We start from the raw sequence: 12,982 nt of genomic DNA, 5'->3' as shown, positions 1-12,982 counted from the left end.
AGATGTTTACTCAGTTTACCAGTCTTTCTGATCAGATGGTACCGTTTTCTGTGCTCTGGCTTTTGAGTTTCTGCCTCTGATCTGTTTTTCAGCCTGATCCAATTGTTTCAGCATACTTTCCATATCTGAAGCATTTAATTGCTGTTGTGAAGATTGTATATTATTTTTTGAACTACTTTTAGACTGGTTTGCATCCTGATTTTGTGAATCGTCAGACGAATTATTCTCTTTCTCTTCTTCGCTTCTATTCATAGACTGATCCTGTTGTTTTTGCATCTGATTTATATTTCGAATTGGATCTTTCTTTGGGATTCTTTCAGCTATTTTCTGTAGTACATAGGATAAATTCTTTTGAGCAGGCTGATAACCCGGTCTCAAAAGCAACTCATTCCGGTAACAAGAAGCAGCCTCTGTCCATCGACTCATCTTTAACAAAATATTACCCTGGAGGTGTAATGCTTGGGGTTTAAATTTACCAGAAAACTGGCTACTAGTATTTACATAAGGAAGAGCCTCAGCATATCGTTGCTGCTGATACAAGCTTAATCCCAGATAAAATTTTGCTTCTGAAATTTCAGGATTACCGGCTAAAACTTTACGAAAACTCACTTCTGCCTCTCCATATTCTCCCTGCTGGTAAAAAGCATTGCCTTGTCCTAAAAGTTGTTTGTCACTGGATACACCAACAGGCCTTCCTGTGAAAAAATAAATTATCCAGGGTGCAGCTACAGCAATTCCCAGAAAAAACACCAATGTCCGTATCATTTGTATGAAGAAAATGGTGAAGGTATGCGATATTTATAAAAAACACCAAGTATCATGTCCAGCAATATACAGACAAGCGAGATTCCTGCAAGCCATTGAAACAGATAGGTATATCCGGTAATTTGTGGAGGTTTTCCGATAGATAATCTGGCAGCTTCAATCTGTTGCTGAATGAATTGTATGGTTTCTTGTGTAGAGGATATCGGATAGAATTGTCCTTTCCCAGCTTCTGCAATTTGACGAAGATTGTTTGGCTCCAAACGGGTAATAACAGGTAAACCCGTGGCATCCTTTTTCACACTACTCCTTCCGTATGCATCAGACACTATAATTTGACTTCCATTTTCTGTCCCTACTCCAATTGTATGTATTATTATTCCTTTCCTTGCCTGTTTCTCAACTGATTTCAGGAACTCACTATCATGGTTTTCGCCATCAGAAAACAAAAAAATCACCTGATTATTTCGGGATGTATCACTAAAATAATATCCTGCCATCTCCATAGCTTTTGTTAGCTGTGTTCCCTGCTGAGAGATCAATGAGGGCTGGATCGCAGGAATGAAGGAAACCGCAACATTCATATCTTCTGTAAATGGCAGAAATGGATAGGCCTGGCCTGCATATAACACAACTCCAACTCTGCATTTGTCTAAATTGGCAACACACTGGGAAAGAATCTGTTTTACCTTTTCTAGTCGGTTGGGAGCCACATCTGAAGCAAACATACTGGTAGATACATCTACCATAAATACAACATCTGCCACAGGTATTGCAGGTGCTGTAACTGTCTCCGGATAACGTGGACTTACAACAGCCAGTATACAGCATAAAATAGGTATTAGATACAATCCCATACGTATCCACTGTTTATATGAGGTATCTGGCATCAGGTATTGTAGTTGCTGGGGATTCCCCAATTTCTTCAAACTCCTTTTTCGCCACAACAGATAGCCAAGAAATATACCAAACAGGAGAGGTATTCCTAGTAAAAGATAGATATACTCACTATGTTCCCAGTCTAGATTCATAGAAATATGTTCCAAAATAAATACGGGTTCAGAATGTAATTCTGAACCCGTCGGTAAAGTACTAATTTGGTGCTATTTATGGAAATTTCACACCTGCATATTTTACAACTGACACAAGTGGAATCTTGCTGTTGTATTTAGCATTAATAGTTTGAATAAATTTATTGGCCGCAATCGCATATCCACGAGGCGTCAGGTGTACTCCATCCAGTGAGAAAAACCCTCCACTGATAAATGCTCCGCTCACATCCATTCCATCTACCAGCAAACCAGCGTTTACTTGCTTCATAAAGGAATTAGCATCTACAAAAGCCAGATCTTTACTTTCAGCAGCTGCCTTGATAATACTATTGTATTGAGTTGTGTAACTGTTGATTACATCCTGCTCCCGCCCATCCAATACTAAACCTGTCGGAAAAGGATTATTAGGGGAAAATCCAAAAGCCTGGGTTGTATCTAGTTTAAAGGCGGCAATGATGTTTTGTACAGTTGTCCCATTCTGTGCAGCAAAAGATCTCCAGTAGGCCCCAGTAGGTTGCCCAAGCATTCCGAGTAGACTTGGATTATTGCGTACAGAAAGAGTCAGTAAGGAACGTCCTTGTCCACCTCCATACAAGCTATCTATTGGCAACTGTATAATACGCAAGGTATCCGCAGGGCGAGATGTCTGACCTATGCGATCAGGTGTACCACTCTGACATACCACAAAATTTGGAAGCTTCGGATTTGCCTGAAGAGCTAATTTTAGCTGTGCTTTAGCTGTAGAAGAAACCGTAGCCAAGACAGTATTGAACAAAGGCACACTGGTAACAGAAGGAAGATTGGCAACAACCCCTTTGGCACCATTTTGTGTCAATGTATTTATCAATACTCCATACAATTGCTGAAAAGCAGGAACGGGAGTTAACGGAACCAATCCACCTGAACCAGCATATTGCAAGACATCATTATTTCCTAGCCAACAGGAGAAAAAGGTAGGCTGGCTCTCGGCTACTTTTGTCAGATAGGGCTTTACTCCTACCTCACCATCCATCAATATTCTTTCATATAAAGGATTACGTCTGGAATAATTAGCATCTGCAATGTCAGATAAACGTATACCTGGCACTCCATAATTATTGATAGGGTCGGTATATTTATCCAGTAAAACACCACTTGGATTCAATACAGGGTCAGGAGTTGTAACTCCTCTTACAGCAAGGTCTGTACTTACAGTTTCCAATACAGGCAAACCTGTAGAAGAAAAGCCTGTTAACGTCAAATAACCTGTTCCATTAGGCTTTGAGGTAAATAAAGGCTGCGTAAAAGTACCACCACCAACCTCACTCATTTGTGCTGCAATCAAACTAGGATAGGAAGCCTGCTGTCCTGAGAGATATAACCCATCATCTGCATAACCAGCAGTGAGTGAATTACCCACAGCGACATATTTGGAAAAATCAGCACTGCCTTTTGCTGCAGCAACATCTACATCCAGATCAGGTTTACATCCCTGAAACAAAAAGGCTGTAGTTAGGGTGAGTAGAGAATAATTAACTATATTTTTCATAGATATTAGTCAGAATTGAACGATTTTGATCCAGATTTACCAACAATAAAATATGTATAATCAGAATTTATAACCTAAAGCCAGACTTGGAATGTAAGCGTAGGTCTTATAAGTACCCTGCAGACCAGTTTCTATATTAGTTTGAGTACGTTTCTCCAAATCCTCAAACATAAATGCAGCATCTATACTGAATTTATCTGTAATCTGGTATCCTAGTCCTAATGTCAATATAATTCGGTTTGCATCTGGAATTTCTGGTGTTACATATCCATCTTTAATAGGAGTTAATACATACCCTACCCCACCACGCACAGCTAGTCTTTCGGTTACACCATACTGTCCACCTAATCTAAATGCCCACGAATCTTTGTAATTTCTTGGCGATTTAGTATCCTGAAGCTGTGGGGTATTTTGTTTGTAATCAAACGACAATGTATCATATACACTCCAGTGTACATAGTTAATATCCAGAGCCAGAGTAAGCTTATCTGTTGCCTTATAACCCAAACCTAGGGTAGTAGTAGAAGGCAGATTTAGAGTAGATTTAAAGGTATTAGGCTGCGGAAAGCTAGTTGATAAAGCAGTAGAAACATCAAAAATAGCGTCCCCATCATCCACTGTTGTTTTCACTGTTGACCGATGAGTCAGTGCCAAAGAGAAAGCGTCTGTTGCCTGATAATACAGTCCTACGTTAAAACCATATCCCATTCCATTGCCTTGTAACTGGGCTGATCCCGTGCCACCTGCAGATCCTGTTACTGGCAAATTTCTTTGTAAATCAACATGTCCAAAGTTGATAATGAATCCTGCTCCAATACCCAATTTATCACTTATCTTATAACTGAAGGTAGGTTGCAAATAAATAGCCTGTAATTCCAATGAAGTCAATGCCATCTGTCCGCTCCAGCTTTTTCCCCAGTCTGTTTGGCCACCAAATGGTGTGTATGCAGCAAGGCCGGCTTTCCATTTTCCTTCTTTAGGACCAAACATCACACCAGCACTGAAAGGAGGTGCAATCCCATTGTCTGCATATTCTGTTTTGGAAGCGCCTTCACGAAGAAAGGAATTGTTGATAATTGCGGCATTTCCTGATATATAGACCTGGTTTCCCTCCAGAAAAACAGAGGATCCAGGATTAAATACCAACGTTGATGCATCGGTTTTCAATGCTGCTCCAGCATGTGCCATTCCAGTTTGCTTTGTTCCCAGCAGATTAATTTGAAATCCCTGAGCAAAAGCAAACGAAGAAGAAGCCATCAAAAAAATACTCATGAAAACTTTCTTCATGTTCTTAGCTTAGTTGTTTTGGGTGTATAAAAAGTGATTACATAAAAAATAAATGCCGTTATGGGTATTTCCATTACGTCAGTGTGATCTTTTCTTTTACAAATAACACAATAAAAACATTAAATTATACAAATTCATCAAAAAAAATATGCATGCATACTATTTTTCGATATAGCAGAAGGTAGGGGTCAGTATCCCCTAACAAAAAAAAAGGTAAAAAGAGTTGATAGAGAATTATTTAGCTATTTGGATGCTAGTAATACAGCTATAATACACTTCGCAGGATGACAAAGCGAAATAGAAAGGATATAGTCAGGCACATCAATGCCCATACTAAAAAAGGAGTAAAAACTTCTGTATAACGATATTGTATCCTTTCTTCTATAGTACTTTTTTCGAGTCTGTCGATTTCGGAATAGATCTGTTGCAGGCTTTCCCGACTATCAGCTCTATAAAATATTCCTCCTGTCTGTGATGCAATCTGGCGTAGCAGATCTTCATTGATGCTAAACGGAACCTGCTGATAGGCTTTGGAACCATCAAAGGTATGCATAGGAAAAGGGGCCAGCCCGTTTTTTCCAACACCTATAGTATATACTTTTATTTTCTTTTGCCGGGCCATTTCTGCGGCTGTCTGCGGAGCAATAAAACCAGCATTATTTTCCCCATCTGTTAATAGAATAATAACTTTACTTTTAGCCTTACTATCTTTCAACCGATTTACTGCATTGGCCAATCCCAACCCAATAGCGGTACCATCCTCCAGATTCTGATAATCAACTTGTTGAATTACATTTTGCAGCAGTGCATGCTGAGTAGTAGGTGGACAGGCAGTTATACATTCTCCAGAATAGATAACAAGGCCTACACGATCACGCGATCGAGCTGCCACAAAATCTTGAGCAGCCTTTTTTGCGGCCTCTAAGCGGTTAGGTTTCAGATCCTCAGCTTCCATACTTCTGGAAACATCCATGGCTATCATTATGTCTACTCCTTCCTGAGGAAGTTTCTCCTGACTCTTTTCCTGTATCTGGGGTCGGGCCAATGCAATACTAACAAATACTGCCCCTATAACTTGTATCAATCCAGGAATAAGACGGAACGTCTTACCTATCAAAAAGTCCAATGTTTTTAGAGATTTCACCCCGGAAAAGATTATGACAGGTTGCCGTTTCCGGTAAATCCATACCTGTATCAACCATATCAATGGCAATATCAGTAAAATCCCAAATGCTTCAGGATTCGCAAAACGATCGAAAGAAGGGATAACAAATGGATTCAAGAGACTGCAGACAAAAAAGATGTTGAATGTTTGGAATGCAATGTAAGCTGTTGAATCATATCCTGTATTTCTTTCTGCAAAGAATTTGCGTCAGAAAAAGAAATGGGATCAGAAGAATAGAGTATATATTGCAGTCTTTCCAGTAAATTCTCCAACTGTGTTAGTTTTGTTGAATCTATAGAGTAATGTTTTAGTTTATTTTTTAATTCATTAACTGAAACAGAGGGTGTCTGTAAACCTAATTGACTACTCAAATATGTATGCAAAATCCGATTAAGTTGTACATAATATTGTTTATCAGTTCCTGAATATACTTGTGGAAGCTTCTGCAATTGTCTTAGAGCTTCCTTCTTTGGATTTAATTTCTTTGAAGGCCAGGCATCTTTTATCTTTTTTCCGCCTATCCATAATAATCCCAACACCACCACAATTACTCCTGAAACAACAGAAGGCATCCAGACAGAGAAATCAGATGAAGCCTTTTCAATCGGTTCAATTCGAAAATCAGGCTGATTTACAGGAAGTAACTCTACATGTATTGAAACTTCAGAGGATGTAAGGGACTTATTTGAGACTACAACGGTTTGTGGAGGTAATGTAAAATCCCCAGCTTGAAGACTTATCATCTGGTATATACCGACTACTATTACTTCCCCTTTGGTGTTAATTGAGTCTTTAGTCACTTCTTTCAGCACTGATATTCCTTTCCAGTCAATAACAGGAAAAGTTATAACTTCCTTTTTTGCATCCTTTATACTAAATGAAACATAAAATACCTGCCCTATAGACACTTGTCTGGCAGAGATATTTGTCTGAATACTCTGTGCTCTAAGGTTTGTGAAAGTCCCTCCTATTCCTGATACGCACAGAAACAATACAGTTAAACATACCAAACGCTTTACTATTGAGGAAACTAACTCACTCATCTCGTTACAAAAAAAGTTCGAAGCTTGTCGACATAATCTTCTCCGGTATGAATCTGCAACAAATCTGCTTTGCTACTTTTAAATATAGCTTGAGTATCTCTTATATGTTGCAAACCTAAATTGTTGTATTGATTTCGGGTCCCTTTCAGAAAAGTAGGTAACCAGGCTTTAGCACCTGTCTCTGCTTCTTGTACAGGCAGCCACCCAACATTGGGTAACTCCGTTTCCCGTACATCTGAGACATGGAGTCCAATTACCTCATGTCGTGCAGATGCCAGTTGTAATAAAGACTGGTAATCAGATGAAGCAAAATCGGAAATAATACAAACAATACTTTTCTGCTTTACCAGACTCATTGCCAATTGCAAAGCCACCGCTATATTGGTTTTCTTCTCCACAGGTTTATGTTCCAGCATATCTCGAATCAGACGCAGTATATGCTGATACCCTTTTTGAGGACGAACAAGATGCTCTACTTGGTCGCTGAACAAAACCAACCCTACCTGATCATTATTCTGGTGTGCGGCCAGTGCCAGTACAGCAGCTAGTTCTTGCGCCAGCTCCCGTTTGGATTGAGAAGATGTACCAAAGTTCATTGAGGCACTTACATCAACCAACAGCAATAGATTTAGTGCCCGCTCTTCCTGAAACACTTTCAGATAGGGTTCCTGATAGCGGGCAGTGACATTCCAGTCAATAGAGCGCACATCATCCCCAAACTGATATTTTCTCAGTTCACTGAATGTCATTCCTTTACCACGAAAATGGCTGTGGTACTGACCAGCCAGCAGGTGTTCAGAAATATATCTGGCCCGAAAAGCCAGTTTCTGAACCTTTTTAAGAAGATCAGTGGTAATCAAAACAGATTATATTTTTGAATTAATGATTACTGTATCATTATCCCACATACTCGTTATTTTTCTTGATCAAATTCAATAAGTTTGTAGAATCATTCTTCCATCTTTCAATCTCACCCTTCTTCAACTTTACAAATTCCTTCATTAATGGACTACGCTGATGGACTCTTTTTCTGGAAATAGAGTTGTTTACCAATGCTTTTACAGATCGAATCACTCCCCAAGGAATACCCCATAATCCCAATAGAAAAGTTGATGTATCAGCACGCCTTAATGATTTAACAAGACAATCAGGACATGCAATTACATTTTTACCTTTGAATTGGGTTATAATGATAAAGCTAGTGACAGAAAATACAGAACTCAGATTCAGTCTTTGTGATGTTGTTGAGCAGATTGGACAAGGCAATGTTTCTATTAAATTAATAAAAGCTTCCAATTCCTGTTCTGTCAATTCTTTTGCCTGTATCGCAATACTTCTCTCAATATGTTCATCTATAAGATGGCGTTTCCTCAATTCGTCTTTCAGGATAGACACAACTTCTGGTGATAAAGTACCAGCATTTTCGGTTGCAATCCGCATTAGCTTCTCATTCGAAAAACCTTCGTAATTCTTACGTATTTCTTCAGCAGTAAAGGTCATATTAAATAATAAAATTAAAAACTACCCAACAAAGGTAATAACTTCTTCAGTTTAGCTGTTATTAGTTAAGGCATTGGAACAGTATTTAAAATTTCCCGAATTACATCGTCAGGCAGTATGTTTTCGGCCTGTGCTTCATAACTCAAACCAATACGGTGACGTAGCACTTCTGCTACAATAGCTCGTACATCGTCTGGAGTTACATAGGCTCTTTGCTGTAAAAAGGCGTGTGCCTTGGCAGCCATTGTAAGGCCTATACTTCCACGTGGGGAAGCCCCAAAGCTTAATAAAGGCTTTAATTTTTCCAATTTCACAGATTCCGGTTGACGGGTAGCAAAGATGAGATTCAGAATATAATCTTCTACTTTCTCATCCATATAAATGCTTTTAACAGTTTGGCGAGCCTCTAGTAATTGCTCAGGTTTCAATACAACCTGAATTTTCTGTTGCTCAGATAATTGGTGCTGACGTATAATCAATCGTTCGTCTTCTTTACCTGGATAGCTTATTAGAACTTTCAGTAAAAAGCGGTCTGCCTGAGCTTCGGGTAGTGGATAGGTTCCTCCTTGCTCAATTGGATTCTGTGTAGCCAGTACCAGAAAAGGTTCATCTAGCTTAAAAGTCTGATCTCCTATAGTTACCTGCTTTTCAGCCATTGCCTCTAGCAAAGCAGATTGCACCTTCTCAGGAGCCCGGTTGATTTCATCTGCTAGTACGAAATTAGCAAATACTGGTCCCTTTTTAGGCAAGAATTCGTTTTGTGCCAGATTATAAATCATAGTTCCTACCACATCTGCCGGTAACAGGTCAGGAGTAAACTGTATACGACTAAACTTGGCATGAATAGCCGATGATAGTGTTTTAATAGCCAGTGTTTTAGCCAGACCAGGTACTCCTTCCAGCAAAATATGCCCCCCACTCAACAAACCAATCAAAAGTTTTTCCACCATATTAGCCTGTCCTACAATCACTTTATTTACTTCTGAGGTAAGAGTAGCCAGCCAGAGGCTTTGCTCCTGTACTTTTTCGGTTAGTGCGCTGGGAGTAGTTGATGAAGATATAGACATCTGTAGTGTATCAGAATCAAAAGTAAAAGATTAACACCTTTTTTAAGGTTACCAACAATCATCTTTGCAAGATACAGGAAAAATAATTGCAGCAAATCAATAGAATAGACGTAATTTTGCAAATCATTTGGTGACAGGTGCTGATTTTCAAATTTGAAGTACTACTTATCCAAAAATAATAAGTTTCTATTTCAATAACATTGGTTAATCTCAAGTATCTAACGTCTTTCACGATACTTTTTTTATATGAAAGAAATTGCTCATCCAGATGCTTTACAAGTATTAAAGGAGGATTTTTTCTGGGATACGTCTGATGAGTTTGCCACTTTTGGAAGTGATGAAGGTAGTGATGCTTTCAGCAACTTTTATGATTGGAAAAAAGAAAATCCAGATAATGAAGCAATAGTGTTCATCCGGAAATCATTGTTAAAAGATAGCCAGGTAAAGAAGGAAGATCTGGTATATACAGATATTAATTCTACCAATGAAGAAACTCGTTTAACTATAATTGAAGAGATTGATTTTGAAATAATAGCTATATGCTTTTACTAACTGGCACAATCGATAGTGAAACAAAAAGGCTTACACAAATTGTAATCAAACGTCAGTTAAGCGATTATGTATTAGAATATTGGTCTTATGGAGATCTTTATTTGATTGAGCAACGAAAAAGAATACTTCAAAAAGAACTGGAAGTTTTAGAAAACCTATAGGTTGATTTTCATGCCTTTTCTTACTAAAATTTTTAACTAGTAATTATAAATACGAATATACATGTCTTTAAAAGAAGAAGTACAAAAGCGAAGAACATTTGCCATTATCAGTCACCCGGATGCCGGAAAAACAACACTGACAGAAAAATGTCTATTATTTGGGGGAGCTATTCAGACTGCTGGGGCTGTAAAATCGAATAAAATCAAAAAAGGGGCTGCCTCCGACTTTATGGAAATCGAACGGCAACGGGGTATCTCAGTAGCAACTTCCGTGATGTCGTTTGATTATAACAACTGTAAAGTAAATCTGCTGGATACACCTGGTCACAAGGACTTTGCTGAAGATACTTATCGTACCCTTACCGCTGTGGATAGTGTAATTCTGGTTATTGACTGTGTAAAAGGCGTTGAGGAACAAACAGAACGTCTGATGGAAGTTTGCAGAATGCGTGATACACCCGTTATCATATTTATCAATAAAATGGACCGTGAAGGCCGTCCTCCCTTTGATTTATTGGACGAACTAGAACAGAAGTTACACATCAGTACTCGTCCACTAGCATGGCCGATTGGAATGGGTAGTGACTTTCAGGGAGTATATAATCTTTATGAAAAAAGTCTGTACTTATTCAGTGCCAACAAAACAAAAATTTCAGACGACATTGTAGCCATTCAGGATTTAAATGACCCGGAACTAGACAAGACAGTAGGTGAACGTGCAGCCAATCAACTACGTGAAGATGTAGAACTGGTAGAAGGTGTATATGAGCCGTTCAATATCGAAATGTATCGGGCTGGGTTACTGGCTCCCGTGTTTTTTGGTAGTGCACTTAATAACTTTGGGGTCAAAGAACTATTGGATGCTTTTACCCGTATTGCTCCTCCTCCACACGAAAGAGAATCTGCCAATCGGGTTGTTGCACCAGAAGAGAACAAGTTCAGCGGATTTATCTTTAAGATTCATGCCAACCTGGACCCTCGTCACCGTGACCGCATTGCTTTTTTACGGGTATGCTCTGGAAAGTTTGAGCGAAACAAGTTTTTCCACCATGTGCGTTTGGATAAAAACTTTCGTTTCTCGAACCCATATGCCTTTCTGGCTCAGGACAAGGAAGTAATCGAAGAAGCCTTTCCTGGTGATGTAATCGGTTTGTATGATACAGGTAACTTTAAAATCGGAGATACACTAACAGAAGGTGAAGATCTGATCTTCAAAGGAATTCCTAGCTTTTCTCCAGAAATATTCCGGGAAGTTATCAATACAGATCCTATGAAGACAAAGCAGTTGGAGAAAGGCGTACAACAGCTAACAGACGAAGGAGTTGCTCAGTTATTCATTCAGCAACCTGGTAACCGTAAAATTATTGGCACAGTAGGTGAACTTCAGTTTGATGTAATTCAGTACCGTCTGGAAAACGAATATGGAGCTTCCTGTCGGTTCATCCCTATGAACGTATACAAAGCATGTTGGTTAACTTCCGAGAATTTGGAGGTATTGGATGCGTTCTGTCGTATCAAAGCCAAAGACATTGCATTTGATAAAGACAATAACCGTGTATATATGGCAGAAACTGAGTGGCAACTAAATATGACTATTCGAAACAATCCCGAAATCCAGTTTCACTTTATTTCTGAGTTCACAACTACAGAACATATGGAACGCAAATAATATTCACTAGTAATATCTAAACAGGAAAGAATTCTGTAACATACTACATTTTGATAGTAATCAGTGAAAAACAGAATTCTTTCCTATTCTGCATATTTCCCTATTTGTTGTAGATGAGATAATATTTATCAGGCAAAAATCTTACCAGGTAGGTAATCATGGAAAAAGCAACCTTCCCGAGTCTGTTTTTTTATTACTTTGGCGACAAAATGTAGTACCTTTATGAAAAATGTTTGTCTCTTTCTTGTAGTTAGCTTCTTTCTAAGTTGTGGACTGGTAATTGCTGCCAATCCTAATAAGGAAGCTCATTCTCTGGAAGAGGCTTTAAAACATCCGTTAGAAGTAGAAGAACTATATTTGTCAGGCAAACAGCTATCAACGTTACCAAAAGAAATTGGTAAGATTCTGAATCTGAAAAAACTGATTTTACATAGTAATCAGTTGACTACATTACCCACCGAACTTGCCAAGCTCCAGTTGTTACGCGAGATCAATCTCAATGAAAACGAGTTTACCGTTTTTCCTGATGTATTGCTATCACTTCCTAAACTGGAACAATTAAACATGGGGCAAAACCGGCTTCGGGAACTACCAATAGAGCTGGGAACCGTTTTTACCTTAAAAAGGCTGGAATTACCCCATAATAATTTTACAAGTTTTCCAGAGGCTGTATTAAATCTAGCCAATCTGGAAGTTCTGGATCTGGCAGATAATCAAATACTAAAGCTTCCTGCCAATTTGGGGGCATTGACTCAGTTAAGATCGTTGATGTTGTCACATAACCAGTTCAAAGTATTCCCAAAAGAAATTCTAACTCTTGTTCAGTTACGAGAACTTTATCTGGGTGATAACCAGTTATCAAAACTTCCTGCTGAAATCTCTCAACTTCGGGAACTTCGGTCACTGATGTTGTCAAACAATCGGTTTACCAGTTTCCCCAAAGAAGTATTTCAACTTAGCCAGTTGAAAGAATTATATTTCAATGGAAACCAGTTGAAAAACATACCCGGAGAGATTAACCAACTAACAGGATTACAGGCATTGGGACTAGACAAAAATGAACTAATTTATCTTCCTGCTTCACTACAGGACTTGTCACAACTGATTGTTATTTTCTTATCAGAAAATCCAATCAGCCAAACCAATCAAAGCCGACTGGCGGAATTATTACCCAAAGTCCATCTTGAATTTTAACC

12 protein-coding genes are annotated in these 12,982 nt (G+C 38.7%); 3 read left to right on the top strand and 9 right to left on the bottom strand.

The annotated features are described in order from the left end of the window. Positions 1–15 precede the first annotated feature (15 nt). The 9 genes from QNI22_RS03505 to QNI22_RS03465 all read right to left on the bottom strand — a co-directional run bounded on the left by QNI22_RS03505 (position 16) and on the right by QNI22_RS03465 (position 9,404). A complete protein-coding gene (locus tag QNI22_RS03505) occupies positions 16–765 on the bottom strand; it encodes a tetratricopeptide repeat protein (protein WP_314509235.1) in 750 nt (249 codons plus the stop codon). Further along, positions 762–1,793 (bottom strand): vWA domain-containing protein, encoded by a 1,032-nt coding sequence (locus QNI22_RS03500; RefSeq protein ID WP_314509234.1) that lies wholly within the window; start codon positions 1,791–1,793, stop codon positions 762–764. Before QNI22_RS03500 ends, QNI22_RS03505 begins: the two co-directional genes overlap by 4 nt. A 76-nt stretch (positions 1,794–1,869) precedes the next feature. Continuing rightward, positions 1,870–3,342 carry an SGNH/GDSL hydrolase family protein gene (locus tag QNI22_RS03495; RefSeq protein ID WP_314509233.1) on the bottom strand — a complete coding sequence of 491 codons (1,473 nt, stop codon included), beginning with the start codon at positions 3,340–3,342 and terminating at the stop codon, positions 1,870–1,872. 60 nt (positions 3,343–3,402) lie between these two features. Continuing rightward, positions 3,403–4,629 carry an OmpP1/FadL family transporter gene (locus tag QNI22_RS03490; RefSeq protein ID WP_314509232.1) on the bottom strand — a complete coding sequence of 409 codons (1,227 nt, stop codon included), beginning with the start codon at positions 4,627–4,629 and terminating at the stop codon, positions 3,403–3,405. A gap of 265 nt (positions 4,630–4,894) precedes the next feature. Continuing rightward, positions 4,895–5,911 (bottom strand): vWA domain-containing protein, encoded by a 1,017-nt coding sequence (locus tag QNI22_RS03485; RefSeq protein ID WP_314509231.1) that lies wholly within the window; start codon positions 5,909–5,911, stop codon positions 4,895–4,897. Further along, positions 5,908–6,837 (bottom strand): BatD family protein, encoded by a 930-nt coding sequence (locus QNI22_RS03480; protein ID WP_314509230.1) that lies wholly within the window; start codon positions 6,835–6,837, stop codon positions 5,908–5,910. Before QNI22_RS03480 ends, QNI22_RS03485 begins: the two co-directional genes overlap by 4 nt. Further along, positions 6,834–7,697 (bottom strand): DUF58 domain-containing protein, encoded by an 864-nt coding sequence (locus tag QNI22_RS03475; RefSeq protein WP_314509228.1) that lies wholly within the window; start codon positions 7,695–7,697, stop codon positions 6,834–6,836. Before QNI22_RS03475 ends, QNI22_RS03480 begins: the two co-directional genes overlap by 4 nt. 37 nt (positions 7,698–7,734) lie before the next feature. Further along, positions 7,735–8,337, bottom strand: coding sequence for a hypothetical protein (locus tag QNI22_RS03470; protein ID WP_314509227.1), 603 nt, complete (start codon positions 8,335–8,337; stop codon positions 7,735–7,737). A gap of 65 nt (positions 8,338–8,402) precedes the next feature. Next, positions 8,403–9,404: an AAA family ATPase gene (locus QNI22_RS03465; RefSeq protein ID WP_314509226.1), complete on the bottom strand. Its 1,002-nt coding sequence runs from the start codon at positions 9,402–9,404 to the stop codon at positions 8,403–8,405. Positions 9,405–9,650: 246 nt separating this feature from the next. On the opposite strand from QNI22_RS03465, the gene QNI22_RS03460 reads away from it, so the two are divergent. From QNI22_RS03460 to QNI22_RS03450, 3 genes are all read left to right on the top strand, one after another. Further along, entirely contained in the window at positions 9,651–9,956 is a 306-nt protein-coding gene (locus tag QNI22_RS03460) for a hypothetical protein (protein ID WP_314509225.1), read from the top strand. 222 nt (positions 9,957–10,178) lie between these two features. After that, a complete protein-coding gene (locus QNI22_RS03455; RefSeq protein WP_314509224.1) occupies positions 10,179–11,786 on the top strand; it encodes a peptide chain release factor 3 in 1,608 nt (535 codons plus the stop codon). Positions 11,787–12,008: 222 nt separating this feature from the next. After that, positions 12,009–12,980, top strand: coding sequence for a leucine-rich repeat domain-containing protein (locus QNI22_RS03450; protein ID WP_314509223.1), 972 nt, complete (start codon positions 12,009–12,011; stop codon positions 12,978–12,980). Positions 12,981–12,982 lie beyond the last annotated feature (2 nt).

The organism is Xanthocytophaga agilis (assembly GCF_030068605.1).
GTDB classification, from domain to species: domain Bacteria; phylum Bacteroidota; class Bacteroidia; order Cytophagales; family 172606-1; genus Xanthocytophaga; species Xanthocytophaga agilis.
Note: the sequence above shows the minus strand (reverse complement) of the source record. Positions and strands in the feature narration are given on the sequence as shown.